Origin of the sequence: Phycicoccus sonneratiae, from assembly GCF_016887965.1 — a bacterium.
GTDB classification, from domain to species: domain Bacteria; phylum Actinomycetota; class Actinomycetes; order Actinomycetales; family Dermatophilaceae; genus Phycicoccus; species Phycicoccus sonneratiae.
In genome coordinates, this window is record NZ_JAFDVD010000003.1 from 360,684 (window position 1) to 386,591 (window position 25,908).

The 25,908-nt window shown below is 74.2% G+C and carries 25 protein-coding genes; 14 read left to right on the plus strand and 11 right to left on the minus strand.

Annotated elements, in window-relative coordinates; all coding sequences use genetic code 11:
* The first annotated feature begins 59 nt into the window (after positions 1 to 59).
* Positions 60 to 827 (plus strand): TetR/AcrR family transcriptional regulator, encoded by a 768-nt coding sequence (locus JQN70_RS02470; RefSeq protein WP_307835774.1) that lies wholly within the window; start codon positions 60 to 62, stop codon positions 825 to 827.
* Between the two features lie 15 nt (positions 828 to 842).
* Here JQN70_RS02470 and JQN70_RS02475 read toward each other — a convergent pair whose 3' ends face one another.
* The 3 genes from JQN70_RS02475 to JQN70_RS02485 form a co-directional block, all read right to left on the minus strand.
* Complete coding sequence (locus JQN70_RS02475) at positions 843 to 3,254, minus strand: FdhF/YdeP family oxidoreductase (RefSeq protein ID WP_204129714.1); 2,412 nt, start codon at positions 3,252 to 3,254, stop codon at positions 843 to 845.
* 71 nt (positions 3,255 to 3,325) lie between these two features.
* Positions 3,326 to 4,018 (minus strand): response regulator, encoded by a 693-nt coding sequence (locus JQN70_RS02480; RefSeq protein WP_204129715.1) that lies wholly within the window; start codon positions 4,016 to 4,018, stop codon positions 3,326 to 3,328.
* Positions 4,015 to 5,622, minus strand: coding sequence for a sensor histidine kinase (locus JQN70_RS02485; RefSeq protein WP_307835775.1), 1,608 nt, complete (start codon positions 5,620 to 5,622; stop codon positions 4,015 to 4,017). Before JQN70_RS02485 ends, JQN70_RS02480 begins: the two co-directional genes overlap by 4 nt.
* Positions 5,623 to 5,702: 80 nt before the next feature.
* Here JQN70_RS02485 and JQN70_RS02490 point away from each other — a divergent pair, with 80 nt between their 5' ends.
* Entirely contained in the window at positions 5,703 to 7,091 is a 1,389-nt protein-coding gene (locus tag JQN70_RS02490; RefSeq protein ID WP_204129716.1) for a cation:dicarboxylate symporter family transporter, read from the plus strand.
* 185 nt (positions 7,092 to 7,276) lie between these two features.
* Positions 7,277 to 8,749: a nitronate monooxygenase gene (locus JQN70_RS02495; protein WP_239110403.1), complete on the plus strand. Its 1,473-nt coding sequence runs from the start codon at positions 7,277 to 7,279 to the stop codon at positions 8,747 to 8,749.
* On the opposite strand, the gene JQN70_RS02500 is transcribed toward JQN70_RS02495, so the two are convergent.
* A complete protein-coding gene (locus tag JQN70_RS02500; protein WP_204129717.1) occupies positions 8,746 to 9,735 on the minus strand; it encodes an NAD(P)-dependent alcohol dehydrogenase in 990 nt (329 codons plus the stop codon). The two genes, JQN70_RS02495 and JQN70_RS02500, sit on opposite strands and share 4 nt — an antisense overlap.
* A 101-nt stretch (positions 9,736 to 9,836) precedes the next feature.
* On the opposite strand from JQN70_RS02500, the gene JQN70_RS02505 reads away from it, so the two are divergent.
* The 3 genes from JQN70_RS02505 to JQN70_RS02515 all read left to right on the plus strand — a co-directional run bounded on the left by JQN70_RS02505 (position 9,837) and on the right by JQN70_RS02515 (position 12,179).
* Positions 9,837 to 11,237 (plus strand): DUF429 domain-containing protein, encoded by a 1,401-nt coding sequence (locus JQN70_RS02505; RefSeq protein WP_307835777.1) that lies wholly within the window; start codon positions 9,837 to 9,839, stop codon positions 11,235 to 11,237.
* A gap of 48 nt (positions 11,238 to 11,285) precedes the next feature.
* A complete protein-coding gene (locus JQN70_RS02510; protein WP_204129719.1) occupies positions 11,286 to 11,699 on the plus strand; it encodes a VOC family protein in 414 nt (137 codons plus the stop codon).
* Between the two features lie 69 nt (positions 11,700 to 11,768).
* Entirely contained in the window at positions 11,769 to 12,179 is a 411-nt protein-coding gene (locus tag JQN70_RS02515) for a nitroreductase/quinone reductase family protein (RefSeq protein ID WP_204129720.1), read from the plus strand.
* On the opposite strand, the gene JQN70_RS02520 is transcribed toward JQN70_RS02515, so the two are convergent.
* From JQN70_RS02520 to JQN70_RS02530, 3 genes are read right to left on the minus strand one after another with little or no spacing between them, the layout of a single operon-like run.
* Positions 12,166 to 12,774, minus strand: coding sequence for a LutC/YkgG family protein (locus tag JQN70_RS02520; protein WP_204129721.1), 609 nt, complete (start codon positions 12,772 to 12,774; stop codon positions 12,166 to 12,168). The two genes, JQN70_RS02515 and JQN70_RS02520, sit on opposite strands and share 14 nt — an antisense overlap.
* A complete protein-coding gene (locus JQN70_RS02525; RefSeq protein WP_204129722.1) occupies positions 12,771 to 14,255 on the minus strand; it encodes a lactate utilization protein B in 1,485 nt (494 codons plus the stop codon). The genes JQN70_RS02520 and JQN70_RS02525 overlap by 4 nt, the downstream gene beginning before the upstream one ends.
* 2 nt (positions 14,256 to 14,257) lie before the next feature.
* Positions 14,258 to 14,992, minus strand: coding sequence for a (Fe-S)-binding protein (locus JQN70_RS02530; RefSeq protein ID WP_204129801.1), 735 nt, complete (start codon positions 14,990 to 14,992; stop codon positions 14,258 to 14,260).
* A gap of 110 nt (positions 14,993 to 15,102) precedes the next feature.
* Here JQN70_RS02530 and JQN70_RS02535 point away from each other — a divergent pair, with 110 nt between their 5' ends.
* Genes JQN70_RS02535 through JQN70_RS02545 form a run of 3 tightly spaced genes read left to right on the plus strand, consistent with a single transcriptional unit; the run spans position 15,103 to position 17,214 of the window.
* The gene (locus tag JQN70_RS02535; protein WP_204129723.1) at positions 15,103 to 15,330 is read left to right on the plus strand and encodes a hypothetical protein; all 228 of its coding nucleotides are present in this window, start codon (positions 15,103 to 15,105) and stop codon (positions 15,328 to 15,330) included.
* 20 nt (positions 15,331 to 15,350) lie between these two features.
* Positions 15,351 to 16,265 carry an SDR family oxidoreductase gene (locus tag JQN70_RS02540; protein ID WP_204129724.1) on the plus strand — a complete coding sequence of 305 codons (915 nt, stop codon included), beginning with the start codon at positions 15,351 to 15,353 and terminating at the stop codon, positions 16,263 to 16,265.
* Between the two features lie 49 nt (positions 16,266 to 16,314).
* Positions 16,315 to 17,214: an NAD-dependent epimerase/dehydratase family protein gene (locus JQN70_RS02545; RefSeq protein ID WP_204129725.1), complete on the plus strand. Its 900-nt coding sequence runs from the start codon at positions 16,315 to 16,317 to the stop codon at positions 17,212 to 17,214.
* A 13-nt stretch (positions 17,215 to 17,227) separates the two neighbouring features.
* On the opposite strand, the gene JQN70_RS02550 is transcribed toward JQN70_RS02545, so the two are convergent.
* Together JQN70_RS02550 and JQN70_RS02555 are read right to left on the minus strand one after the other, a co-directional pair.
* On the minus strand, positions 17,228 to 17,779 hold the full coding sequence (locus JQN70_RS02550; protein WP_204129726.1) for a dihydrofolate reductase family protein: 552 nt from the start codon (positions 17,777 to 17,779) through the stop codon (positions 17,228 to 17,230).
* A gap of 16 nt (positions 17,780 to 17,795) precedes the next feature.
* Entirely contained in the window at positions 17,796 to 18,077 is a 282-nt protein-coding gene (locus JQN70_RS02555) for a DUF4287 domain-containing protein (protein ID WP_204129727.1), read from the minus strand.
* Between the two features lie 229 nt (positions 18,078 to 18,306).
* Between JQN70_RS02555 and JQN70_RS02560 the strand changes: the two genes are divergently transcribed.
* The 5 genes from JQN70_RS02560 to JQN70_RS02580 all read left to right on the plus strand — a co-directional run bounded on the left by JQN70_RS02560 (position 18,307) and on the right by JQN70_RS02580 (position 23,727).
* Entirely contained in the window at positions 18,307 to 19,719 is a 1,413-nt protein-coding gene (locus JQN70_RS02560; protein WP_204129728.1) for an HNH endonuclease signature motif containing protein, read from the plus strand.
* 66 nt (positions 19,720 to 19,785) lie between these two features.
* Entirely contained in the window at positions 19,786 to 21,450 is a 1,665-nt protein-coding gene (locus JQN70_RS02565; RefSeq protein ID WP_204129729.1) for a glycerol-3-phosphate dehydrogenase/oxidase, read from the plus strand.
* A 58-nt stretch (positions 21,451 to 21,508) separates the two neighbouring features.
* The gene (locus tag JQN70_RS02570) at positions 21,509 to 21,700 is read left to right on the plus strand and encodes a hypothetical protein (protein ID WP_204129730.1); all 192 of its coding nucleotides are present in this window, start codon (positions 21,509 to 21,511) and stop codon (positions 21,698 to 21,700) included.
* A gap of 47 nt (positions 21,701 to 21,747) precedes the next feature.
* A complete protein-coding gene (locus JQN70_RS02575) occupies positions 21,748 to 22,416 on the plus strand; it encodes an SDR family oxidoreductase (protein ID WP_204129731.1) in 669 nt (222 codons plus the stop codon).
* 123 nt (positions 22,417 to 22,539) lie between these two features.
* Complete coding sequence (locus JQN70_RS02580) at positions 22,540 to 23,727, plus strand: S1 family peptidase (protein ID WP_204129732.1); 1,188 nt, start codon at positions 22,540 to 22,542, stop codon at positions 23,725 to 23,727.
* A 12-nt stretch (positions 23,728 to 23,739) separates the two neighbouring features.
* On the opposite strand, the gene JQN70_RS02585 is transcribed toward JQN70_RS02580, so the two are convergent.
* Together JQN70_RS02585 and JQN70_RS02590 are read right to left on the minus strand one after the other, a co-directional pair.
* Positions 23,740 to 24,684, minus strand: coding sequence for a phosphotransferase (locus tag JQN70_RS02585; RefSeq protein ID WP_204129733.1), 945 nt, complete (start codon positions 24,682 to 24,684; stop codon positions 23,740 to 23,742).
* A gap of 72 nt (positions 24,685 to 24,756) precedes the next feature.
* Positions 24,757 to 25,905 (minus strand): glutamate--cysteine ligase, encoded by a 1,149-nt coding sequence (locus JQN70_RS02590; RefSeq protein ID WP_204129734.1) that lies wholly within the window; start codon positions 25,903 to 25,905, stop codon positions 24,757 to 24,759.
* Positions 25,906 to 25,908: the final 3 nt, after the last annotated feature.

Consider the following 25,908-nt stretch of genomic DNA (forward strand, 5'->3'; position numbering starts at 1 on the left):
ATAGAACGATGTTCGATCCGACGCAACCCGCTGCCTCCCCGGTGTGGTCTGATGGGGCCGTGCCCCCTCAGCGACGCAGCCCCCGCGACGCCCGCGGACCCGCCGTCCGGCGCGGTCGCGGCGCGGAGAGCGGGCGCGAGTCCGGCCGACCGCCGCGGGCCCGGCGGCGGGCCTCGCACTCCCTCGAGTCGGTGCTCACCGAGACCGTCGCGCTGCTCGACGAGCACGGCGAGGCGGGGCTGAACTTCCGGGCGCTCGCCGGTCGGCTCGGGGGTGGCGTCGGCAGCATCTACTGGTACGTCTCGAGCAAGGACGAGCTCCTCGACCGGGCCTCCGACCACGTGCTGGCCGACGTCCTCGCCGCGGTCGCCGAGGTCGGCGGCGGCGACCCGGTCGACGACCTGCGGACCATCGCCGTCACCCTGTTCGACGCGATCGTCGACCGGCCGTGGCTCGGGGCCTACTTCATGCGCAACACGCTCGTGCAGCCCAACGCGCTCCGGCTCTTCGAGACGCTCGGCCAGCAGGCGCTGCGCCTCGACCTCACCGCGCGCCAGCGCTTCCACGCCGTCTCGGCGGTCGTCGGCTTCGTCGTCGGCACGGCCGCCGACCTCGGGCAGGAGCCGCCGGCCGAGGTGCTCTCCGGCGAGGTCGACCGCGACGAGTACCTCGCCGCCACCGTCGAGCAGTGGCGGCAGCTGGACGCCGAGGCCTTCCCATACCTCCACGAGATCGCCGACGAGTTCGAGGCGCACGACGACACCGACCAGTTCCGGGCCGGGCTCGACCTCCTCCTCGCCGGCCTGCGCCTCCAGGCCGGCGGCTGAGCGCGGCGGCCCGCCTCAGCTGAGGTGGTGCGGCTCGACGTCGCTGCGGTGCGAGCGGTCGGTGCCCGCCTTGACCCGTGTCCCCGAGTCGTGCCGCTCGCACGACCCCGCGGGCGCGAAGCGCACGACGACCGCCTTGGACGCCGGGCAGTTGCTCCCCTCGGCGACGTGGTCGAGCGGGACGAGGACGTTGCACTCCGGGTAGTAGGCGGCCGCGCACCCGCGCGCGGTCGGGTACGAGACGACGCGGTACCCGTGCGCGACGCGCTCCGAGCCGTCGGTCCACACGGACACGACGTCGTAGACCTCGCCGTCGGCCAGGCCGAGGGCCGAGAGGTCGTCCGGGTGCACCATGACGACGTTCCGCCCGCCGGCGAGGCCGCGGTAGCGGTCGTCGTGCCCGTAGATCGTCGTGTTGAACTGGTCGTGGCTGCGGAGGGTCTGCAGGAGGAGGTGGCCCTCGGGGACCTCGAGGACCTCGATCGGGTTGACCGCGATCTCCGCCCTCCCGGAGGGCGTCTCGAAGGTGCGGGTGTCGCGCGGCGGGTGTGGCAGGACGAAGCCGCCGGGTCGCTGCACCTTGGCGTCGTAGGCGTCGCAGCCCGGGACGACGTTGCCGATGTGACCGCGGATCGCCGCGTAGTCCTCGGCCATCGTCGCCCAGTCGATCGACGACCCCTCGGGCCGTGACCCGAGCAGGGCCTCGGCGATCCGGCAGACGATCCACGGCTCGCCGTGCAGGTGCTCGCTCGCCGGCTCGTTGCGCCCGACCGACAGGTGCACCGAGCTCATCGAGTCCTCGACGGTCAGGCCCTGCCAGCCCGCCGTCGTGACGTCGCGCTCGGTGCGCCCGAGGCACGGGAGGATGAGCATCCGCCGGCCCGGGAGGACGTGCGTGCGGTTGGGCTTGGTCGAGACCTGGACGTTGAGGTCGAGGGAGCGCAGCACCTCGTGGGTCAGCTCGGAGTCGGGCGTCGCCGCGGCGAAGTTGCCGCCGAGGCCGACCATCACCCGCACCCTCCCCTCCTGGAGGGCGCGCACGGTGTTGACGACGTCGTGCCCCCGCTCGGCCGGCGGGTCGAACCCGAACTCCTGGCGCAGCGCCTCGGCGAAGTGAGCCGGCAGCTTCTCCCAGATGCCCATCGTCCGGTCGCCCTGCACGTTCGAGTGGCCGCGCACCGGGCACAGGCCGGCGCCCGGCTTGCCGATGTTCCCCTGCAGGAGAGCGAGGTTCGTGATCTCCTTGATGGTCAGGACGGCGTGCTTGTGCTGCGTCACGCCCATGGCCCAGCAGAACACCGTGCGCGACGAGGCCGCCAGCAGGTCGGCGACGCGCTCGATCTGCTCGCGGGGCAGGCCGGTCGCCCGGTCGACGACGTCCCAGTCGAGGTCGGCGACGTGCTGCTTCCACGACTCGAAGCCGGTCGTGTGCCGGTCGACGAAGTCCTGGTCGACGGCACCCCGCTCGAGGAGCAGCGCGCCGAGCGCCTGGAACAGCGCGAGGTCGCCGCCGAGTCGGATCGGGAGGAACTCGGTCGCGAGGTCGGTGCCGACGCCGGTGAGACCGCGGACGGTCTGCGGGTTGTCGAACTTCATGAGCCCGGTCTCCGGCAACGGGTTGACGGCGACGATGCGCCCACCGCCCCGCACGCACTTCTCGAGCGCGCTGAGCATGCGCGGGTGGTTCGTCCCCGGGTTCTGGCCCGCGATGACGACGAGCTCGGCCTCGTGGATGTCCTCGAGGGTCACCGACCCCTTGCCGATCCCGATCGACTCCGCGAGCGCGACCGACGTCGACTCGTGGCACATGTTCGAGCAGTCCGGGAGGTTGTTCGTCCCGTACGCGCGGGCGAGGAGCTGGAAGGTGAACGCCGCCTCGTTGGAGGCCCGCCCGCTCGTGTAGAACACCGCCTCGTCCGGTGAGTCCAGGCCCCGGAGGGTGTCGGCGACGACGCCGATGGCCTCCTCCCACGACACCGGCTCGTAGTGGGTCCCGCCCTCGCGCAGGAGCATCGGCTCGGTGATGCGACCCTGCTGGCCCAGCTGGTAGTCGCTCCACGTCGCGAGCTCGGCCACCGGGTGGCGCGCGAAGAACTCGCGGTCGGCGCGGCGCCTCGTCGCCTCCTCCGCGACCGCCTTGGCGCCGTTCTCGCAGAACTCGGCGAAGGAGCGGTGCTCCGGGTCGGGGTCCGGCCAGGCGCAGCCCATGCAGTCGAAGCCGTGCACCTGGTTGAGGCGACGGAGGGTGCCGAGGGTGCGCAGCGGCCCCATCTGGCCGGCGCCGCGGTTGACCGAGACGGCGACCCCCTCGACGCCTGCGGCGGCCCCGCGGCGGCGGTGCACGTCGACGTCGGTGGCGTCGACGTCGGTCGCCGGGGCGCCGCGCCACGGCTCGAGCATGCGGGTCAGGCGGGAGGAGTCGGGCATTACCTCACCCTGTCACCCGGGGTGCGACGCACCGCTCCCGAGGTGCAGGTGGATTCGCGGGTCGTCGCAGGTCAGCCGGCGACCCAGGCGTAGGTCACCTCCGGGCGCCCGCCGCCGGAGTACCGGTTGCCGCGCACCACCCGGCCGGCCTCGACGAGGTGCTCGGCGTACCGGCGCGCGGTGACCCGGCTGACCCCGACGGCACCGCCCAGCTCGGCCGCGGACAGGGCCGCCGGCGCCTCCCGCACCGTCTCGGACACCCGGGCCAGCAGCTCCTCGGTCATCCCCTTGGGGACGGTGGGGGCCCCCGGCGGTCGCAGCCGGGAGAAGACGGTGTCGACCTGCGCCTGGGTGTCGACCTCCCCGCCGCCGACCTGGGCGCGGTACTCCCGGTAGGCGAGCAGCCGGTCGCGCAGCGTGCCGAAGACGAAGGGTTTGAGGACGTACTGCACGACCCCCAGCGAGACGGCCGCGCGCACCATCTCGAGGTCGCGCACCGACGTCACGGCCACGACGTCGGCCCGGTGGCCGCCGGCCCGCATCGCCCGGACGACGTCGAGCCCGGGCACGTCGGGCAGGCCCATGTCGAGGAGGACGAGCTCCACCGGCTCCGACCCGAGGTGCTGCAGTGCGTCGCGGGCGGTGTGCACGACCCCGGACACCACGAACCCCTCGACCCGGCCGACGTACGTGGCGTGCGCCTCGGCGGCGACCGGCTCATCCTCGACGACGAGCACCCGGATGTCCGCCTCCGACCCGTTCACGCCGGCCCCCGCAGCGGCAGGGTCACGGTGACCGTCGCGCCCGGAGGGTCGTCGATGGCCAGCGTGCCGCCGAGCCGCTCGACCGTGTGGTGGACGAGCGCCAGCCCGATGCCCCGGCCCGCCTGTCCCCCACCGGACTTCGTGGAGAACCCACGCTCCAGCACGCGCGAGCGCAGCTCCGGGGGGATGCCGGGACCGGTGTCGGCGACGACGAGCTCGACCCGGTCGCCGAGGTCGCGGGAGCGCAGCGACACCCGCCGCACGCCGTCCACCCCGGTCACCGCGTCGACGGCGTTGTCGACGAGGTTGCCGATGACCGTGACGACGTCGCGCGCGGTGCCGACGTCGGCCGGCCAGCGCAGCCCCGGGTCGATGACCAGCTCGACGCCCCGCTCGTGGGCCTCGGCGGCCTTGCCGAGCAGGAGCGCCGACACGGTGGGGTCCTCGACCCCGGTGACGACGACGTCGGTGAGCTGCTGCGCCCGTTCGAGCTCCCCGGTGGCGAACTCGACCGCCCGCTCGGGGTGGCCGAGCTCGATGAGCGAGACCATCGTGTGCAGCCGGTTGCCGGACTCGTGGGCCTGCGAGCGCAGGGCCTCGGCGAGGCCGCGCGCCGCCCCGAGCTCGCCGGTGAGCTCCTCGAGGTCGGTGCGGTCGCGCACGGTGACGACCGACCCGAGGTCCTCGCCGTCGCGGTGCGCGCGTGCCTTGTTGAGCACGAGCACCCGGCTGCCGGTGACGTGCAGGTCGTCCTCGCGGACGTCGGCGTCGGTCATCGCGGCGACGAGCGGGGCGGCCAGGCCGAGCTCGGCGACCTCCCGCCCGGCGGGGTCCTCGGGGAGCCCGAGCAGCCGGCGGGCCTCGTCGTTGGCCAGCCGCACCCGCCCCTCGGGGTCGACGAGGACGAGCCCCTCGGTCACCGAGTGCAGCACGGCGTCGTGGTGGTCGTGCATCGCCTGAAGCTCGGCGGCGCGCAGCCCGCGGGTCTGCCGGCGCACCCGGCGCGCGATGAGGGTGGTGCCGACCGCGGCGAGCAGCCCGGCGACCGCCCCGGCGACGAGGAGCGGCGGCAGCTCGTCGGCGAGCCGGGCGTTGACCGCCTCCTTGCCGATGCCGACCGCGACGAGCCCGACCACCCGCCCGCCGGAGAGCACCGGCACGACCGCGCGCCGGCTCGGGCCGAGGGTCCCCGTGTAGTCCTCGACGACCGTCCCGCCGGCCTGCGCCCCCTCGATGTGGCCGACGAAGCGGCGGCCGACCTGCTCGGGGTTCGGGTGGCTGTAGCGGATGCCGTCGGGGCTCATGACGACGACGAAGTCGGTGCGGGTGTTCACGCGGACCGCCTCGGCGAGCGGCTGGAGCACGCCCCCGGCGTCCCCGTCGCCGACCGCCGCGACGACGTCGGGCTCCGCGGCGACCGACTGCGCGACGGCGAGCACCCGCGCGGTGGCCTCGTCGGCGACCGCCCGGCGGGCCTGGACGTACGCGGCCGCGAGCCCCGCGGCGATCACCCCGAAGACGAGGGCGACGACGAGCGCGGTGGTCTGCGCGGCGACGCTGCGGCCGGCCCGGCCCGCGTCGTCGCGCGTGAACACTGCGTACACAACGGTGACGATAACGGCGCCGGGGGCCAGCCTGTCCGGTGGACGCGGCGCCCCTGCGTCCCCTGACGAAGGAGTCACCGATGACCGCAGCCGCGCCCACCGACCCCACCCCCGGCGGGAGCGACAGCGCTCCCCGTCGGGACCGGACCCACGTCCTCTACATCGCGGTCATCGTCGCGATGCTCCTCGGCATCGCCGTGGGCTTCCTCTTCCCGGAGTTCGGGAAGGAGCTCAAGCCGCTCGGCACCTTCTTCGTCAACCTCATCAAGATGATGATCAGCCCGGTCATCTTCGTGACGATCGTCCTCGGCATCGGCTCGGTCCGCCGGGCCGCGCAGGTCGGCAAGGTCGGCGGCCTGGCCCTCGGCTACTTCCTCGCGATGTCGACCGTCGCCCTGGCCATCGGGCTCGTCGTCGGCAACATCGTCCAGCCGGGCGCCGGGCTCAACCTCACCGACGAGCTCGCGAAGTCGGGCCAGTCGCAGGTCTCGGCCGAGGCGGAGTCGACGACCGAGTTCCTCCTCGGGCTCGTGCCGGACACCCTCGTCTCGTCGCTGACCTCGGGCTCGGTGCTGCAGACGCTCCTCGTCGCCGTCCTCGTCGGGTTCGCCCTCCAGAAGATGGGTGGCGCCGGCGAGCCCGTGCTCCGCGGCATCAAGCACCTCGAGAAGCTCGTCTTCCGGCTCATGGCGATGATCATGTGGGTCGCGCCGGTCGGCGCCTTCGGGGCGATGGCCGCCGTGGTCGGCGCCACCGGGCTCGACGCGCTGAAGAGCCTCGGCCTCATCATGGTCGCCTTCTACGCCACCTGCCTGATCTTCGTCTTCGTCGTCCTCGGGACGATCCTGCGGGTCGTCGCGGGCGTCAACGTCTGGTCGCTGCTCAAGTACCTCGCCCGCGAGTTCCTCCTCATCCTCTCGACGTCCTCGTCGGAGTCGGCCCTGCCGCGGCTCATCGCGAAGATGGAGCACCTCGGGGTCTCCCGGCCGGTCGTCGGCATCACCGTGCCGACCGGCTACTCCTTCAACCTCGACGGCACGGCGATCTACCTGACGATGGCCTCGCTGTTCATCGCCGAGGCGCTCGACAAGCCGTTCAGCATCGGCCAGCAGATCGGCCTGCTCGTCTTCATGATCATCGCGAGCAAGGGCGCCGCGGGCGTCACCGGCGCCGGCCTGGCCACCCTCGCCGGCGGCCTCCAGAGCCACCGCCCCGACCTCGTCGACGGCGTCGGCTTCATCGTCGGCATCGACCGGCTGATGAGCGAGGCGCGGGCCCTGACCAACTTCGCCGGCAACTCCATCGCCACCGTCCTCATCGGCACCTGGGTCGGCGCGATCGACCGCGAGCAGATGGAGGAGGTCCTCGCCGGGAGGCGCCCGTTCGACGAGTCGAGGATGATCGACGACGAGCCCGCCCACGAGGCACCGCCCGCGGCGGGCGAGGAGATCGCGGCCACCAGCCGCTGAGACCCGGCCCGGCCACCGGGCGGACGACGTCCTCGGAGGGGGTCGCCCGCCCGGTGGCCGGAGCCGTGCGTTCGCTGAGAACGCCAACCGGGACGACCGGTGACGGCGACCGTAACCTACGCTACCGTAGGTTACGGTCGCGAAACCTACGGTCCCGTAACCCGCGGCCCGAGAGCGAGGACGCCATGGCCGCCGTGCTGACCCCCACCCCCCGCCGCGGGTCCGCCCGTGCCGCGGGCCGCCCCCACCCGGTCGTCGTCCAGGGCGGGATGGGCGTCGCGGTCTCCGGGTGGCGCCTCGCCCGGGCGGTCTCCCGGGCCGGGCACCTCGGCGTCGTCTCGGGGACGGCGATGGACGCCGTGCTGGCGCGCGTGCTCCAGGACGGCGACCCGGGCGGGCACTACCGGCGCGCGCTGGCCGCCTTCCCGCACCGCGACCTCGCCGAGCGCGTCCTCGCCACGTACTTCGTCGACGGCGGGCGGCCCTCCGGCACGCCCTACCGTCCCGTGCCCAAGATCGGCCTGCGCCCGTCGCGCGCCGGCCAGGAGCTCGCCGTCCTCGGCACCTTCACCGAGGTGTGGCTGGCCCGGGAGGGCCACGACGGGGTCGTCGGGGTCAACTGCCTCGAGAAGATCCAGCTCGCCACGCCCGCAGCCGTCCTCGGCGCGATGCTCGCCGGCGTCGACCACGTCCTCATGGGCGCCGGCATCCCGCGCGAGGTGCCGCAGCTGCTGCGGTCGCTCGCGGCCGGTCGGGTCGGGCGGCTGACCGTGGACGTCGCGGGCAGCACCCGGGCGCACCACGTCGAGGTCGACCCCGCGGCCCTCCTCGGCGAGCACCTGCCGGCCCTCGAGCGCCCCCGCTTCCTCGCCATCGTCTCGCTCGACCAGCTCGCGTCCTACCTCCACCGCGACCCCGACATCCGGCCCGACGGCTTCGTCGTCGAGCGGCCGCCGGCCGGCGGGCACTCCGCGCCGCCGCGCGGCCGGATGCAGCTCGACGAGCACGGGGCCCCGGTCTACGGCGTCCGCGACGAGGCCGACCTCGCGAAGGTCGCCGCCCTCGGCCTGCCGTTCTGGGTGGCCGGCGCGACGGGCAGCCCCGACGGCCTGGCCGCCGCCCGCGAGGCCGGGGCCGAGGGCATCCAGGTGGGGACGGTCTTCGCGCTCTGCGCCGAGTCCGGGCTCACCGACGCCGTCCGCCGCGACCTGCTCGGCCGCCTCGCCGCGGGCGACCTCGTGGTCCGCAACGACCCGCGCGCCAGCCCGACCGGGTTCCCGTTCAAGGTCGTCGACCTGCCCGGGACGGCGAGCGACCCCGCCGTGGCCGCCGACCGCCCGCGCCTCTGCGACCTCTCGTACCTGCGCCAGCCCTACGAGCGCCCCGACGGGTCGGTCGGGTTCCGGTGCGGCGCCGAGCCCGTCGCGATGTTCCTCCGCAAGGGCGGCACCCTCGAGGAGACCGAGGGCCGCCGCTGCCTGTGCAACGGGCTGACGGCGACCGTGGGACTGGGCCAGCAGCGCCGCGACGGGTACGCCGAGCCCCCGCTCGTCACCCTCGGCGAGGACCTCGCCGGGGCCCGCGAGCTGCTCCGCCGCCACCCGGACGGCTGGACGGCGGCCCAGGCGCTCGACTTCCTCACCGAGGACGGGCGCTAGGCCGAGGGGTCGACCACCACGACGACCTTGCCGCGGGCCCGGCCGGCCGCGACGTGCTCGATCGCCCGGGCCGCCTCCTCCAGCGGCCAGGTGCGCTCGATGTGCGGTCGCACCGCCCCGGACTCCAGGAGCGGCGTCAGCTCGGCGAGGTCGCTCCCGCGCTCCGCCGCCACGTGCATGACGAGCCGCTGCCGGACGAACGGCGAGAGGAGCGCCGCGCCGACCGAGCGCTGGAGGCCCCCGAGCCACCGTCCGCTCGTCTCGCTGCCGACGACGACGAGGGTGCCGCGCGGGGCGAGGACCCGCCGCAGCCGCCGGACCGGCCGGTGGCCGCCGATGTCGAGGACGACGTCGTACCGGACGCCCTCGGACTCGATGTCCGCGTGCTCGTGCTCGATCACGTGGGCCGCCCCGAGGTCGCGGACGAGGTCGGCCTTCGCGGCGCTGCAGACCCCGGTGACCACGGCGCCGGCCGCCACGGCGAGCTGCACCGCGAACGACCCGACACCGCCCGAGGCCCCGACGACGAGCACCCGCTGCCCGGGTCCGACGCCCGCGCCGCGGAGGGCCTGGTGGGCGGTCAGCCCGGAGACCGGGACGGACGCCGCCTCCTCGACCGCCAGCCGCTCGGGGCGGCGGGCGAGGCGGGCGACCGGCACGACGGCCAGCTCCGCGCACGAGCCGTCGGCGGTGCCGTACACGCGCTCGCCGACCGCCCACCCCGTGACGTCCGGTCCGAGGGCCACGACGGTGCCGGCGACGTCACGACCCGGGGTGCGGTGCCGTGGCTTCGGCCTCCGCAGCCCGAGCCCCAACCGGGCGAGGCGGGGCAGACCGGTCATCACGTGGACCGTGCCGCGGTCGATCCCCGCCGCCCCGACGCGCACGAGCACCTCGCCACGGGCCGGGACCGGGTCCGGCAGCTCGTCCCGTCGGAGGCGGTCGGTGCCGCCGTACTCGTCCTGCACGATCGCTCGCACGCCCATCTCCCTTACACCGTAAGTCACCGCTGATGGGCGCCACGGTAGCCTTACGCCGTAAGATGGCGCAAGCCCGCCCAGCCGACCCCACCGCCCCGAGGAGCCCCGTGCCCCCACGCACCCCCCGCCCGGAGCGCCCCGCCCTGACCCGGGAGCGGATCGTCGCCGAGGCCGTCTCGCTCGCCGACGGGTCCGGGCTCGCGGCCCTCTCGATGCGCGCGCTGGCCGGCCGGCTCGGCGTCGAGGCGATGTCGCTCTACCACCACGTCCCGCACAAGGACGCCCTGCTCGACGCGATGGTCGACGCCGTCTTCGCCGAGTTCCACGCACCGGTGGCCGGGCGCCCGTGGCGCGAGGAGCTGCGTCGCCGCTCCGTCGTCGGCCGCGAGGTCCTCCTGCGCCACCGCTGGGCGGTCGGGCTCATGGACGCGCGGCGCTCACCGGGACCGGAGGCCGTCGGCCACCACGACGCCGTGCTCGGCTGCCTGCGCCGGGCCGGTTTCTCGCTGGCGGCCACCGGCCACGTCTTCGCCCTCGTCGACGCCCACCTCTACGGCTTCATGGTCCAGGAGCTGGCCCTGCCCTTCGCCGACCAGGAGGAGCTCGCCGTCATCGAGGGCGAGATCGTCGACGAGGCCACCGCGGCCGCCTTCCCGCACTTCACCGAGTTCGCCCGCGAGCACGCCTTGCGGCCTGGCTGGTCCTTCGGTGCCGAGTTCGAGGTCACCCTCGACCTCGTCCTCGGCGCGGTCGCCGGGCTCGTCGACGAGGACGCGGCGGGCGAGGGGGACATCGGTGCTGCGACGCCGGTCGAGGTCACCGTGCCGGTGCTCGGCGTCGACGGCTGCAAGGCCGGGTGGGTCGGGGCGCTGCTGGAGCCCGGCGCGCCGCGGCCCCGGGTCGTCGTGGCCGCGACGGTCGCCGAGCTCGTCGAGGCCGTCCGCGAGTCCGCGGACGTCCGCGTCGTCGGCATCGACATCCCGATCGGGTTGCCGGACAGCACGACCCGCCGGGCGGATGCCCTCGCCCGGCAGGCGCTGCCCGGCAAGGCGTCGTCGGTGTTCACGACGCTCACCCGCGCGGCGTACGCGGCCGACGACCGGGCCTCGGCCGACACCGTCAACCGGTCGCTCAGCGGCCAGGGGGTCGGGTCGCAGGCCTTCGCGCTGCGCGCCAAGATCCTCGAGGTCGACGCCTGGGTGCGCTCACGGCCGACCGTCGAGGTCCTCGAGGTCCATCCCGAGGTCTCGTTCGCGACGATGGCCGGCGCCCCGCTGCTCCCCGGCAAGAAGACCGCCGAGGGCCGGGCCGCGCGCCTCGAGGCCCTCGCCGCCGCCGGCGTCGCCCGCCCGTCGGTGCTCGAGGGCCGGGGCTATGCCGCCGACGACGTGCTCGACGCCTGCGCCGTCGCGTGGACCGCCGCCCGGCGGGCGACCGGGCTCTCCCGGTCGCTGCCGGACCCGCCCGAGGTCTTCTCCGACGGCATCCCGGCCGCCATCCACGCCTGAGCGCGAAACCGCTGGCCCCGTGCGGCAGCGGGTGACAGGGTGGCGCCCATGACCGCACGCGTCTCGCACACGACGATCGACTGCCGCAACGCCTACGAGCTCTCCGAGTGGTGGAAGGGCGTCCTCGACTACGTCGACGTCGCCGGCGACCCCAACGAGCCCGGCCACGAGGAGTGCGTGGTCCTCGCGCGCGACGGCTCGCACCGGCTGCTCTTCATCGAGGTCCCCGAGACCAAGGTCGGCAAGAACCGCATCCACCTCGACCTCGTCCCGGTCGAGGGCAGCCGGGACGACGAGCTCGCCCGGCTGCTCGCCCACGGCGCCGTCGAGGTCTCCGACCACCGCGGCCAGTACGGGCCCGGCACCGGGTGGGTGATCCTCGCCGACCCCGAGGGCAACGAGTTCTGCATCCTGCGCAGCGACGCGGAGGCCGGGCGCGAGGGCTGGCAGCCCGCCGTCTGACGGCGCGGCGGAACACGACCGCCGGACCGGCGGTTGGCACGGGGGCAGACCGACGAGAGAGGCGCCACCGTGTCCGACTGGAACCAGAACATCATCGAGGAGTTCCGCGCCAACGGCGGGACGGTGCAGACGATGGGCTTCGGCCGCGGCCTCGTGCTGCTGCACCACACCGGCGCTCGCACCGGGACCGAGCGGGTCAGCCCCGTCGCCGCCATCCGCGACGGCGACGACACCTGGCTCGTCGCGGCCTCCAAGGGCGGCGCCCCGGACAACCCCGCCTGGTTCCACAACCTCCGCACCCACCCGGACGCGGCCATCGAGACACCGGACGACGGCACCGTCGAGGTGCGGGCGCGCGTGCTCGAGGGCGAGGAGCGCGACACCGCGTGGGCCCGGTTCACCGCGATGTCGGAGGGCTTCCGGTCCTACGAGCAGAAGACGACGCGCGTCATCCCGGTCATCGCCCTCACGCGTCGCTGACGAGCACCACGTGGAGGGTGCGCGGCCCGTGCACGCCCTCCACGCGGTCGAGCTCGATGTCGCTCGTGGCGCTCGGGCCGCTGACCCAGGTCTGCGGGCGCACGGGGTCGAGCGCCGCGACCGCATCGGTGACGCCCCGCACGACGCCCGACGCGGGCAGGACGCAGACGTGGACGTCCGGGACGAGGGTGATCGCCCGCCGCCCCTCGCCCGGGCCGTGCGTGAGGACGAGCGTGCCGGTCTCGGCGACCCCGAGCGAGGCCCGCGTGACGACCGCGTCGACGGCGTCGAGCCCGGTGGGCGTCAGGTCGGCGTCGGGGACCGCCCCGCGCACGGCGAGGTCGAGGCCATCCGGCACGACGACGCGTTCCGCCCCGGCCAGGGCCGCGGCGACCGTGGCCTCGAGGTCGGCTGCGGCACACCGGGTCACCTCGGCCCGGTAGTCCTCGACCCGCTCGACGAAGAGGTCGACGAGGTCGGCCCCGGCGGGGAGCGGGTCACGGTCGCGGTAGGAGCGGTCGACCGCCGGCAGGTCCGGCCGGTCCTCGCCGAGGGCCGCTCGCACGGCGGCCAGGACGTCGTCGCGGGCGCTCATCGACGGCCCTGCCCCTCGTCCCGGCCCGTGCGGCGCCACCAGGCGCGGAAGGACTCGACCGGTGGGGTCGGCAGGTCGCGGGCACCGGTCCAGCGCGAGCCCGGGAAGGGCAGCCAGCCGAGGACCCCCCGCCCACCGGGTGCTGCCCGACGGGTCCGCAGCCGACCGGCCAGCCCGGACGCCCTCTCCCCCAACGCCATCCGGCGTGAGTCACCGAGTACCCAAGCAGCGGCGCGCATCGCGAGCGCCTCGGGCTTCGGCCGCGGGTCGGCCCGGTGGGCGTCGACGACCCGCACCCGCTCGTGGACGAGCAGGCCGGGGATGTCGATGGCCACCGGGCAGACGTCACCGCAGGCGCCGCAGAGCGTCGAGGCGTAGGGCAGGGCGTCGGTGGCGGGGTCGGAGCCGACCCCCGTGAGCATCGGGTTGAGGATGGCGCCGATCGGCCCGGGGTAGACCGACCCGTAGGCGTGGCCGCCGACGCGCTCGTAGACCGGGCACACGTTGAGGCAGGCCGAGCAGCGGATGCAGCGCAGCACCGGCCGCGCGACCTCGTCCGCGAGGGCCCGGGTGCGGCCGTTGTCGAGGAGGACGACGTGCACCTCCTGCGGTCCGTCGCCGGGCGTCACGCCGGTCCACGTCGAGGTGTAGGGGTTCATCCGCTCGCCGGTGGACGAGCGCGGTAGCAGCCGGAGGAAGAGGTCGAGGTCGCCGAACGTGGGGACGACCTTCTCGATGCCGACGACCGAGACGAGCACCTCGGGCAGCGTCAGGCACATCCGGCCGTTGCCCTCGGACTCGACGACGACGAGCGTGCCGGTCTCCGCGACGGCGAAGTTGGCGCCGGAGACGGCCATCCGGGCGCGGAGGAACTTCTCGCGCAGGTGCAGCCGGGCGGCGCCGGCGAGCGCGGCGGGGTCGTCGGTGAGGTCGTCGGGGGCCGGTCGGCCGGCGGCCGCCATCCGGGTCCGGAAGATCTCGCGGACCTCGGCCCGGCCCCGGTGGATCGCCGGCACGAGGATGTGGCTCGGCAGGTCGTCACCGAGCTGGACGATGAGCTCGGCGAGGTCGGTCTCCCAGGCGGCGATGCCCTGCGCGGCCAGCGCCTCGTTCAGCCCGATCTCCTGGGTGGCCATCGACTTGACCTTGACGACCTCGTCGACGCCGTGCGCCCGGGCCACGTCGGCGACCACCGCGCACGCGTCGGCGGCGTCGCGGGCCCAGTGGACCGTCGCGCCGCGGGCGGTCAGCGCCGCCTCGAGCGTGAGCAGGTGCTCGTCGAGCCGGGCGAGCGTCGCGTCCTTGACGGCGGCCGCCTGCCGGCGCAGGTCCTCCCAGTCCTCGACCTCGGCGACGACCCTCGCGCGCTTCTCGCGGATGGTGCCCGTCGCGTGGGCGAGGTTGCGCCGCAACCGGGTGTCGGAGAGCGCGGAGCGGGCGGCGACCGGGAAGGGCGGCATCCCGACGAACGTGCGGGCCATCCTCACCCCACCCCCGCCGGGTCGTCAGCCGTCGCCGCGAGGACCTCGGCGAGGTGCATCGTGCGCACCCCGGCCCGCTGGCGCGAGAGCAGCCCGCCGACGTGCATGAGGCAGGACGCGTCTCCGGCGACGAGCACCTCGGCCCCGGTCTCGCGCACGTGCCGGGCCTTGTCCGACCCCATGGCGACGGAGGTGTCGGCGTTCTTGACGGCGAAGGTGCCCCCGAAGCCGCAGCACTCGTCGGCGCGGGGCAGCTCGACGAGGTCGATGCCGTGGACGGCCCGCAGCAGCCGCAGCGGGCGGTCGCCGACGCGGAGCATCCGCAGCGAGTGGCAGGTCGGGTGGTAGGTGACCCGGTGCGGGAACGAGGCGCCGACGTCGGTGACGCCGAGGACGTCGACGAGGAACTCGCTCAGCTCGTGGGTGCGGGGGACCAGGTCGGCCACGCCACGCCGCAGCGCGGCATCGTCCGCCCGGTCGGCGACCATCCGGTGCTGGTGGCGCACCGACCCCGCGCACGACCCGCTCGGCACGACGACGGCGTCGTAGCCCGCGAAGGCACTGACGGTGGTGCGCACGAGGGGGACCGCCTCGTCGAGGTACCCGGTGTTGACCATTGGCTGGCCGCAGCAGGTCTGGGCGTCCGGCACGTCGACCTCGACCCCGAGCCGGCGCAGCAGCCGCACGGTGGCGCGCGGGGCCTCCGGGAACATCGCGTCCCCGAGGCAGGTGGCCATCACCGCGACCCTCACCCGGCCATCCTGCCCCACCGTCGCCCGGTCCCCCGAGGTATCACCACGCCGACCCGGGACCTCCTTCCCGGACCCGGCGACCGGAGGGAGGACCCATGGACACCAGCCGCTGCCCCGAGTGCGGGCTGATCGCCGAGGTGCTCGACCGCGTCGTGCTGGAGAGCACGGACGGTCCGGTGGAGCACGCCCACGTGCGCTGCGTGGCCCGCCACCGCTTCTGGCTGCCCGTCGCGTACCTCGTCGCGGGGGGCGTCGCGGAATCGTCGGGGGCCGGTGCTCGTTCGAGGGTCGAGGGGTGGTGCACGCGCGCCGCCCGGTCCTGACCCCGACGAGAGGCCACCCGATGACCCGCTGGACGTTCGAGCAGATCCCCGACCTGGCCGGACGGCGGGCGGTGGTCACCGGCGCCAACTCGGGCATCGGCCTCGTCGAGGCGCGCGAGCTGGCCCGGCACGGCGCCGACGTCGTGCTCGCGGTGCGCAACACGGCGGCCGGCGAGGAGGCCGCGCGCCGCATCCGCCGCGCCGGGGTGCCGGGAGCGGTGTCGGTCGAGGAGCTCGACCTCGCCTCGCAGGAGTCGGTCCGGCGGTTCGCCGACCGGTTCGAGGGTCCGCTCGACCTGCTGGTCAACAACGCCGGGGTCATGACACCCCCGCGGTACCGCGAGACGGCGGACGGTTTCGAGCTGCAGTTCGGCACCAACCACCTCGGGCACGTCGCGCTGACCGGCCGGCTGCTGCCGCGGCTGCTCGAGGCGACGGCACCGCGGGTGACGACGGTGTCGTCCATCGCCCACCACCGCGGCGACGGGGCGGTCCTCGAGGGGAACCCGCGCGAGGGCTACGACGCGCAGAAGACCTACGGGCAGTCCAAGCTGGCCAACCTGCTCTTCGCCGACGAGCTGCAGCGCCGGGCCTCCGCCGCCGGGTCGCCGCTCACCTCGACGGCCGCGCACCCCGGGGTGTCGGCGACCAACCTCGTCGCGAGCAAGGACGGCATGGGGGCCATCCCCGTCGTCGGCACCATCGGCCAGCTCGGCGTGCGGCTGCTCTTCCCCGGGCCGGAGAAGGGCGCGGAGGGGCCGCTGTACGCGGCGACCGTCGCCGCCCCCGGCTCGTACTCGGGCCCGACGGGCATCGGCGAGACCCGGGGGCCGGTGGGTGAGGCCCGGCGCTCGCAGTGGGCGCGTGACGAGACGCTCGCCGGCCTGCTCTGGGAGCGGTCCGAGGAGCTCACCGGGGTGCGCATCGCGTTCTGAGCGACCGCTCCCGGCGTCGGCGCCGCCGGGCGGTGTGAGGATGGCGGGCATGCGCATCCTCCTCACCGGCGGCAGCGGCAAGGCCGGCCGCCACGTCGTCCCCTTCCTCGTCGAGCAGGGCCACACCGTGACCAACGTCGACCGGGTGCCGCTCGGGCTCGACGGCGTCACCGACCTCGACGTCGACCTCACCGACCTCGGTCAGCTCGTCTCCGCGCTGCGGATGCCCGCCTCGTTCGCCGAGCTGGACTCTCCCGAGGAGGCCGCCTACGACGCGATCGTGCACCTCGCGGCCGTGCCGGCCATCCTCCTGCGCTCGGACACCTCGACCTACGCGAACAACGTGCTGTCGACGTGGAACGTGCTGGAGGCCGCGGCGGTGCTCGGCATCCGGAAGGTCGTCTTCGCCTCGTCCGAGACGACGTACGGCGTCTGCTTCGCACGCGGCGAGCGCCGCCCCGAGTACCTGCCGGTCGACGAGGAGCACCCGACCGTCCCCGAGGACGCGTACGCGACGTCGAAGGTCGTGAACGAGGTGACGGCGCGCTCGGTGCAGCGCCGGACCGGGGCCGACGTCTACGGGCTGCGGATCAACAACGTCATCGAGCCGCACGAGTACGAGGAGCTCTTCCCGGGGTTCCTCGAGGACCCGGCGCAGCGGCGGCGGAACATCTTCGCGTACATCGACGTCCGCGACCTGGCCCTGGCGATCGAGTGCTGCCTGCGCACCGACGGCCTGGGGTACGAGGTGTTCAACGTCGCCAACGCCGACCACTCGGTCGCGGCCCGGACGGCCGAGCTCGTCGCGCGGTTCTACGACGGGGTGCCGGTGCGGCGCGAGATGGGCGAGCGCGAGACGTTCTTCTGCATCGACAAGGCCCGCCGGCTGCTCGGGTACGAACCGCAGCACTCCTGGAGGGACGTGCTGGCCGACCCCCGGGCCGGGTGAGGCGCCCGCGACGTCAGCGGGTGACGACCCACCGCTGGTGACCGCCGCCGCCGGCGAACACCGTCGAGTCGGCGAGGGCGAGGCCGCGCGCGGTGTGGCCGTCCGGGAAGAGCCGGCGCCCCTCGCCCTGGACGACGGGGTACTGGAAGAGGCGGAACTCGTCGACGAGCCCGGCCCCGACGAGGGCGTGGACGAGCGTCACCGAGCCCGTGCAGACGATGTCGCCGCCCTCGCCGCCGCGCAGGGCGGCCACCCGGTCGAGCCAGTCCGCGCCGAGCACCGTGGTGCCCGCCCAATCCGGGTCGGTGAGCGTCGAGGAGACGACGTGCTTCTCGACCCGGTTGAGGTAGGCGCTGACGCCGGTCGTGTCGTCGTCGAGATCGCGCCAGTACCCGCGGAACGCCTCGAACGTCTCCCGTCCGACGAGGGGGGCGTCGGCGGCCGCCATCTGCCGGGTGTTCTCGGCCCGGAGGCCGGGATCGTCGGACTGGGAGTCGAACCAGTCGCCGACCATGTCGATCCGGCCGTCGAGCGTGATGTTCTCGGTCACCGCGAGGGTGCGCATCCCGTCCGCCGCCCGGTCAGCGGTTGGCGAGGCCGTCGAGGCGCAGGACGTCGGACTCGTCGCGGTGCGTGCCGGTCGTGCCGACGTGCTTGTCGCTGATGCCGGCGCCGTTCTTCACGACGTGGACGAGGGCCATCGCGTGGCCGCGACCGAGCCCGTACTCGTCGGCGAGCCAGGCGACGATCTCGCCCGCCTTGGTGTCGGGTCCGTAGCCGCGGGCGTGCGCCTCGTCGACGAGCTCCTGCGGGATCTTGCCGGTCTTCTTCTCGATGGTGTCGAGGTAGGCCTGGAAGGACATGGTGGGTGCTCCTAGGTGTGGTGGAGGGCGTGTCGGGCAGTCTGACCGGTGGGACGGGCAGAACTCATCGCGGCGCGCCGGGGCCGGGATCGATCCGGGCCTCCGGAATGACGTGCGAGGAAGCCCGTGCGACGCGAAGAATGTTGCCGGACAGCCTTTTTGGTCCTGTGGATAGTGGTTTCCGTCGGTGGTCCGGGGTAGGATGGGGGCACGAGGGGAGGGGGAGCCGATGGCTGCGACAGCGACACCGCAGGACGTCGTCCGCGACGCCCGGGCAGCGCGGACGCTCGTCGCCGGGCTGCTCTCCCCCGCCGACGTCCGGGGGTCCGTCGAGGAGTGGTCCGAGGCGCTGGAGGAGCTGCAGTCCCTGGCGAACGTCGTCGCCGCGGCGCAGGACTCGGTCATCGTCCGGCTCGCCGCGATCGAGCCCGAGCTCCTCGAAACGGGTGAGCTGGTCGAGACCCAACGGACACCCGGCCACGTCTCGCTCGACGCGCCGGCGGTCGTGTCCGGGGTGCTGCGCCTGTCCGCGGTCGCCGCCGAGCGGCGGGTCCGGGACGCGGTCCGCCGGGCCGCCGACGGGGAGCAGGCGGCGGGGACGTCGGCCGGGCTCGGTGGGCTGCACGCCGCGATGTGCGAGGGGCGGCTCGACGGGTACCGCGCCGGAGTCGTCGCGCACGAGCTCGAGGAGTGCCCGGCCGAGGTGGCCGCCACCGTCGTGGCGTCGCTCGACCCCTGGTTCGGCACCGAGGACGGCCCCAGGCTCCGCCGCCGTACGCGCCGGCTCCTCGCGAGGATCAGCCCGGAACTCCTGCGTCGGCGGGCCGAGCGGGCCCGCGCGGAGTCCTCGCTGCGGCGGTGGGTCGACGAACCGGGCGTCGACACCTGGCTGGGCACCTTCCCCTCCGACGAGGCGCGGGACGCGTGGGCCGCCGTCGACGCCCTCGCCCAGCAGTACCTCACCGACGGCACCTGCGAGCGTCTGGACCGAGCCCGCGCCAAGGCCCTCACCGACCTCGTCACCGGCAACTCGACCGTGACCACCGTCGTCCACGAGCACACCGCCCACCCCGACACCGGCGCCCTCCTCGACCCCGACGACGAGCTCGCCACCACCGCCTACCGGCCCGGCGCGAAGCTCGCCGCGCTCGTCCGCGCCCGCGACACCCGCTGCCGCTTCCCCGGCTGCACCGTCGCCGCCCGCTACTGCGACCTCGACCACGTCACCCCCTGGCCCGCGGGGGCGACCACCGCCGCCAACCTCGTCACCCTCTGCCGCCGCCACCACCGCACCAAGCAACGCCCCGGCTGGCACACCCGCCTCACCCCCGACGCCACCTACACCGTCACCGACCCCACCGGCCGGGTCCGCAGCACCGACCCACCCGACCACCGACCCGCCCCACCCCTCTGGAAACCCGGCGAACCCGAACCGCCGCCCCCGTCCAACCCCGGCCTCGTCCTCCCCGACGGACCCCACTCCCACCTCGAGTTCACCCTCGAACACCACCTCGGACCACCCACACCACGCCCCGGATGCCGCATCGACGTCCACCGACCCACCCGACCCGTCCACGCCACCACCGACCACCCACCCCGCCCACCCCGGCGACCACCCCTGCCCGAGACCCCACCCTTCTGAGCCGGCCGCGTCCGGCCGGGAGACCTCCGCGACCCGCGGCGACCGGCGGCGCCTACGCTTGTCCCCATGAGCCTGCGGTCGGCGAACATCGAGCGGATCGACGGTGGCCTGTTCGACGTCCTCGTCGTCGGCGCCGGCATCAACGGTGCCGTCTCCGCTGCTGCCCTCGCCGGACGAGGCGCCTCCGTGGCGCTCATCGACCGCGGCGACTTCGGCGGCTTCACGAGCCAGGAGTCGAGCAACCTCGTCTGGGGCGGCTTCAAGTACCTCGAGAACTACGAGCTGCCGCTCGTCTTCGGCCTGTGCCGCAGCCGGAACCGGCTGATGAAGGCCTACCCGGACAACATCAAGGAGATCGGCTTCCTCGCCGCCCTCGACCACTCCTCGCCGTACAAGCCGTGGTTCGCCGGGCTCGGCGCCACCGCCTACTGGGGCATCGGCCTGTTCGGCACCGAGCGGCCGCACCTCTACGACGCCGAGGAGGTCAAGGAGCAGGAGCCGGTCATCGACACCAGCGACGTCCGCGGCGCCATCGAGTACCGCGACGCCTTCCTCGTCGACAACGACGCCCGCTTCGTCTTCTCGTTCGTCCGCTCCGCCGTCGAGGCGGGGGCCGCGGTCGCCAACTACGTCGAGCTGACCTCGGCGACGCGCATCGGCGACCGCTGGGTCTGCCACCTGCGCGACACCGACTCCGGCGCCGAGATCACCACTGCCGCAAGGGTGGTCGTCAACGCAGCCGGCCCGTTCGTCGACGACCTCAACGCGTCGTGGGGGCTGAGCACCGAGCACCGCATCGTCTGCTCGAAGGGCATCCACCTCGTCGTCCCGCGGCTGACGACGACCCACCACGACCGCGTGCTCGCCTTCTTCGACGACACGCAGCGCCTCTTCTACGTCATCCCCATGGGCCGCCGCTCGGTCATCGGGACCACCGACACGCGGGTCGACTCGCCGTGGACCGAGGTCACCGACGAGGACCGCACCTTCCTCCTCGGGCAGATCAACGCCCGGCTCGACCTGCCGACGCCGCTGACGCCCGACGACGTCATCGCCGAGCGCTGCGGGGTGCGCCCGCTCGTCGTCCGCCGGGGCGCCGGCGACCAGTCCGAGGCCGACTGGACCTCGTTGTCCCGCAAGCACGAGATCGAGCGCGACGACGAGCGGGCGGTCGTCACCGTCCTCGGCGGGAAGCTCACCGACTGCCTCAACGTCGGCGAGGAGGTGGCCGCCGAGGTCGAGCACCTCGGCGTCCCGCTCGAGAAGGACCTCGCGAACTGGTACGGCGAGCCCGCTCCCCAGACCCGCGCCGAGTTCTTCCGCCAGGCCCGGCTGATGCGCCTCGACGCCCTGCGGACCAAGCCCGACACCGAGCCGCTCAGCGACCGGCTGTGGCGCCGCTACGGCCGTCGGGCCTTCGACCTGCTCGAGGCGATCCGGGCCGACCCGGCGATGGGCGAGGACGTCATGGGCTCGGCCGACTACCTGCGCGCCGAGCTGTACACCGCCGCCGAGCACGAGATGGTCGTGACGCTCGACGACTTCATGCGCCGCCGCAGCAAGATCGACCTCGTCGTGCGCGACGAGGACATCGACGACTCCGACGGCCTGCGCGAGGTGGCCCGCATCCTCTTCGGGAAGGACGCCGACCGGCGCCTCGCCGAGTACCACGCGACCAAGCACCGCCCGGCCCGCCCCGCGACGACTCCCGAGCCCGACCCGGCGTCCTGACAGGCAGCTCACAGGGAGCCCGAAGGAGGCTCCGAGGCGCGCTCGGCAGGGTGTCGTCATGGCGACGTCGACGCAGGACCGCAGCCCCCACGGACGATCGGTCCGCGAGCTGATCGAGGAGCTCGCCGGCACGGAGGACGCGCTGCGCCAGGCCCGCGCCGACGACACGCTCGACCACCGCAGCCTCGTCGTCCGGCGCCAGGCGACCATCGTCCGCGAGCTGCGCCGCCGGGCCCGCCACCCCCGCTGACGCCCACCGCACGGAACAGACCGGCCGGTGCGCTGGTTGGCCCGACCATGCGCATCCTCCTCATCGGCGCCCACGGCAAGGTGGCCCGCCGCCTGACCCCCCTCCTCCGCACCCGCTCCCACGAGGTCAGCGCGGTGGTCCGCAACCCCGACCACGCCGCCGACGTCGAGGCCGACGGGGCCACCGCCCTCGTCGCCGACGTCGAGTCGATGTCCACCGACGAGCTCGCCGACCTGCTCTCGGGCCACGACGCCGTCGTCTGGTCGGCCGGCGCCGGGGGCGGTGACGCGTCCCGCACCTACGCGGTCGACCGGGACGCCGCCATCCGCTCGATGGACGCCGCCGAGCAGGCCGGGGTCCGCCGCTACCTCATGGTGTCGTACTTCGGCGCCGGCCCGGATCACGGTGTGCCGCAGGACGACCCGTTCTTCGCCTACGCCGACGCCAAGACCACGGCCGACGCGCACCTCGAGGCGTCCGGGCTGGAGTGGACACTGCTGCGCCCCAGCCGGCTCACCGACGACCCGGGCACCGGCGCCATCGAGACCTCCCGCACGGGGGCCGGCAAGGGGTCGGTCCCGCGCGACGACGTGGCCCTCGTCGTCGCCGAGGCGCTGGAGCGTCCGGGAGCCGCCGGTGCGGTCGTCGAGTTCAACGGAGGCGCCACCCCGGTCGCCGACGAGCTCGACGCCGTCGCCGCGGGCCGCTCCGACTGAGAGCTTTTCTCGCACCCTGTCGCTCCTGGCCCCGAACAGCGGGAAGCACAAGCCTGAACAGGGGCTTATGCCGCCACTGCGCCGGCCGTACCATCCAGACAGGAATTGATGTCGGGAGGGCACATGGCCGCTGCTCGCTATCTTGCCTTGCTACTCGCCGCGGCTCTGGCGGGGTGCAGCCTCGTCACGCCTGAACCTCCCTCACCGGGTCAGAAATCCACCGATCCGGCAGAGACTGGGAAGACCACGTCTCCTGCGGGATGGCGGGCGGTGTTCGAGGATCACGATGAAGCGGTGCTCAGACTGGCTGTCAGTTCGTGTGAGGACGGCGCTTGGATGGGGACCGGCTTTCTCCTCGATGACGGTCATGTCGTGACGGCGGCTCACGTCGCGAACGGTGCCCAAGCGATCTCGGCACAAACTGAGGAGGGTGAGACCGCCGACGCGTTGGTCGTCGACGTGTTCCCGGATCACGATCTCGCGGTTCTGGAGCTCACGGAGCCCCTCGGGGGTGAGCCCTTCCAGCTTGCGTCGCGGGTGCCCGAGCGTGGCAGCCCCATCGCCATCGTCGGTTACCCCCTGGGGAGCTACACGCTGCAGATCAGCCAAGGAATCGTCAAGGGACTCGATGAACGGATCGCGGGCGAGGACGGGACGATTGAGCGGGCCCACGTCACCGACGCGGCCGGCAACGGTGGAAACAGTGGCGGTCCGGTCCTCGACGAAGACGGGTCGGTCGTCGGCGTCTTCACCGCTGTTGGTCTGGCCGCCTCCGACAGCGTTCCGTCGGCGACCGTGCGAGCGGAGGGGACCGGATTCTTCATCCCGGTCGATGACCTCAGCAGCGACTTGGCTGCCCTGGAAGCCGACGACAGTCCTGATACCGCCTGTTCCAGCGATGACGTGATTCCGCCGGAGGACAACCCCCCCGACGAGGGTGACGCCCTCGAGATCAGCGACGAAGCAGATCCTCTCGAAGCCATCGTCGGCCAGGTCTTGTTCACGCACGGCACTCTGATCAACGAGGGTTCGTTCCCCGCGGCCTTCGAGTCGTTCACCCCTCGAGAACAGCAGGAGCTGGGGGGGCTTGATGCCTGGACGCAAGGTGTCGCTGGTTCGACGTGGCGATCCATAGACGTTCAGTCTGCTTCGGACGAGGAGAGCGGCGTTTCGGCCAAGGTCCTGCTCAAGACCGAGGACATCATGGACGACGAAGTGATATGTCGCGCCTTCGCACTGACCTACACCTTCACCTGGGAGGAAGAGGGCCTTCTCATCGATCGTGCGTCGGGGCGTGCCACCGGCTGCTGAGCCGACGCCGCCTCAGAGCGCCTCGAGCGTCCGGCCCAACGCCTCCAGCTGCCACGCCGTGTCGGCGTCCGGTCCGGACGCGGCGAGCAGGGCGGGGACGAACGACGCGACGTCGGCGAGTGCCCAGCGCCGCTCGCGGCCGGCCATCCGCTCCGGGTCGACCAGCCGACCGGTGAGCTCGGCGTAGAGCGCCGCGACGTCGAGGTCCGTGCGGGCGGCGACGAGCCACAGGTCGCGCTCCGGCTCGGCCGCGCGCGCCGTGTCCCAGTCGACGAGCCGCGGCCCGGCGCCGGTCCGCACGACGTTGCCCGGGTGCGGCTCACCGTGCGTGACGACGACCCGCCCCGGGTCACAGGCGACCGAGGCGTCGAGTCGCCGCAGCTCGCGGCGCAGCGCGCCGAGCCGGGGGGCGAGGACGTCGGCCACCTCCGGCCCGAGCGGACCCCCGTCCGGACGACGGCCCCGGGCCACAGCGGCGAGGACGCCGTCGAGTGCCGGACGCCCGGGGAGGTCGGGCTCCTCCGGCGGCGCGGCGTGCCGCACCCCGTGCAGCCCGGCGAGGAGCCGGACGAGGGCCTCGGCCTCGGCGTCGGACCACCGGTCGGAGAACCGGCCGGCCTCGCCCTCCAGCCAGGGCTGCACCGACACCGCCCACAACCCCGAGCGCGCGAGCAGCGTGCCGTCACGCCCCGGCACCGGCCCGTGCGCCTCGGGCACCCCCGCGGCCCGGGCGGCGGCCGCGACCCCGAAGGCCCCGGCCAGCCGTTCCCACCCGCCCGGCCCGTCGACGGCGTCGGCGGACGCGAAGCAGGCCCGCCCGTCGTCGTCCTCGACCCGCCAGTGGTGGCTGCCGAACCCGACCGGCAGGTACCCCGCCGCCGTCGCCCCGGGCCGCCAGCCGTCACGCACGATCGCGAGGACGCGGGCGGGCGGGAGGTCCGGTGGCGGCGACTGCACCCGGCCACCGTAGGAGGGTGGTCACCGCGTCCGCACCGTGGTTTCGCCGCCGGTCGTCGGACGCCTCCCGGTTCACTCAGGAACGAGCGCCGCCCGCACGGCGGCCCGCAGGTCGCCCCCGGCCTCCTGCGCCGCGTGGCGCATCCGGAGGTAGCCCGCCCCGCCGCGGGCGAGCCCCTCGACACCGCGCAGCTCGTCGACGCAGCCCAGCCGTCGGGCCACCGGCTCGAGGCGGTCGAGCAGGGTGAGCACGTCCTCGACGACCTTGACCTCGCGGCTGCGGGCGTCGGCGACGATGATCGCGTCGAGGCCGTACCGGGCTGCGCGCCACTTGTTCTCCTGCACGTGCCACGGCGGGAGCGGGTCCGGGAGCCGGCCGCGGTCGAGCCGCTCCTCGAGGTGCACGACGAGGCAGTGGACGAACGCCGCGATCGCCGCGACGTCGGCCACCGACGTCAGCCCGTCGCAGGCCCGGACCTCGATCGTCCCGAGCCGCAGCGAGGGCCGGATGTCCCACCGCAGCTCGCTGACGTCGTCGACGACCCCGGTGGTGAACACGTCGCGCAGGTAGGACCGGTACTGCGCCCAGGTCTCGAACTGGAAGGGCAGGCCGGCCGTCGGCAGCTGCTGGAAGAGCATCGTCCGGTTGCTCGCGTACCCCGTGTCGACGCCGCCGGTGAACGGCGAGGACGCCGAGAGCGCCGTGAGGTGCGGGTGGTAGGTGAGCAGCGCGTTGAGCAGCGGCCAGACCTTCGCGGCCGAGGTGACCCCGACGTGCACGTGCACGCCGTAGATGACCATCTGCCGGCCCCACCACTGGGTGCGGTCGATGAGCGTCTCGTAGCGCTGCCCGGGGGAGACCTCCTGGTCCTCCCACCGCGTGAACGGGTGCGCGCCCCCCGCGAACAGCTGCACCCCGAGCCCGTCGGCCGCCTGCCGCACCCGCGACAGGCCGTGCTCGAGGTCCTCGACCGCCGCGGCGGCGTTCTCGCAGACGCCGGTGACGATCTCGACGGTGTTGAGCAGCAGCTCCTTGGTGACGAGCGAGCGCCCCGGCCCGGTGGCCCCGCCGCGCGCCGGCCGGGCGTCCTCCTCGAGGGCCGCGAGCAGCTCCGGGGCGCGCGAGACGAGGTCGAGGCTCGTCGGGTCGACGAGCCCGAGCTCCCACTCCACGCCCAACGTCCGTCCCGCGGAGGGCCGGAAGGTGCGGTGGGCGGCCATCGC

Bases quoted from the DNA above. Each gene is read 5' to 3' on its own strand.
- JQN70_RS02475 (WP_204129714.1), bottom strand. From the start codon at position 3,254: ATGCCCGACTCCTCCCGCCTGACCCGCATGCTCGAGCCGTGGCGCGGC.
- JQN70_RS02490 (WP_204129716.1), top strand. From the start codon at position 5,703: ATGACCGCAGCCGCGCCCACCGACCCCACCCCCGGCGGGAGCGACAGC.
- JQN70_RS02495 (WP_239110403.1), top strand. From the start codon at position 7,277: ATGGCCGCCGTGCTGACCCCCACCCCCCGCCGCGGGTCCGCCCGTGCC.
- JQN70_RS02500 (WP_204129717.1), bottom strand. From the start codon at position 9,735: ATGGGCGTGCGAGCGATCGTGCAGGACGAGTACGGCGGCACCGACCGC.
- JQN70_RS02510 (WP_204129719.1), top strand. From the start codon at position 11,286: ATGACCGCACGCGTCTCGCACACGACGATCGACTGCCGCAACGCCTAC.
- JQN70_RS02520 (WP_204129721.1), bottom strand. From the start codon at position 12,774: ATGAGCGCCCGCGACGACGTCCTGGCCGCCGTGCGAGCGGCCCTCGGC.
- JQN70_RS02525 (WP_204129722.1), bottom strand. From the start codon at position 14,255: ATGGCCCGCACGTTCGTCGGGATGCCGCCCTTCCCGGTCGCCGCCCGC.
- JQN70_RS02530 (WP_204129801.1), bottom strand. From the start codon at position 14,992: ATGGCCACCTGCCTCGGGGACGCGATGTTCCCGGAGGCCCCGCGCGCC.
- JQN70_RS02535 (WP_204129723.1), top strand. From the start codon at position 15,103: ATGGACACCAGCCGCTGCCCCGAGTGCGGGCTGATCGCCGAGGTGCTC.
- JQN70_RS02540 (WP_204129724.1), top strand. From the start codon at position 15,351: ATGACCCGCTGGACGTTCGAGCAGATCCCCGACCTGGCCGGACGGCGG.
- JQN70_RS02545 (WP_204129725.1), top strand. From the start codon at position 16,315: ATGCGCATCCTCCTCACCGGCGGCAGCGGCAAGGCCGGCCGCCACGTC.
- JQN70_RS02550 (WP_204129726.1), bottom strand. From the start codon at position 17,779: ATGCGCACCCTCGCGGTGACCGAGAACATCACGCTCGACGGCCGGATC.
- JQN70_RS02555 (WP_204129727.1), bottom strand. From the start codon at position 18,077: ATGTCCTTCCAGGCCTACCTCGACACCATCGAGAAGAAGACCGGCAAG.
- JQN70_RS02560 (WP_204129728.1), top strand. From the start codon at position 18,307: ATGGCTGCGACAGCGACACCGCAGGACGTCGTCCGCGACGCCCGGGCA.
- JQN70_RS02565 (WP_204129729.1), top strand. From the start codon at position 19,786: ATGAGCCTGCGGTCGGCGAACATCGAGCGGATCGACGGTGGCCTGTTC.
- JQN70_RS02570 (WP_204129730.1), top strand. From the start codon at position 21,509: ATGGCGACGTCGACGCAGGACCGCAGCCCCCACGGACGATCGGTCCGC.
- JQN70_RS02575 (WP_204129731.1), top strand. From the start codon at position 21,748: ATGCGCATCCTCCTCATCGGCGCCCACGGCAAGGTGGCCCGCCGCCTG.
- JQN70_RS02580 (WP_204129732.1), top strand. From the start codon at position 22,540: ATGGCCGCTGCTCGCTATCTTGCCTTGCTACTCGCCGCGGCTCTGGCG.
- JQN70_RS02590 (WP_204129734.1), bottom strand. From the start codon at position 25,905: ATGGCCGCCCACCGCACCTTCCGGCCCTCCGCGGGACGGACGTTGGGC.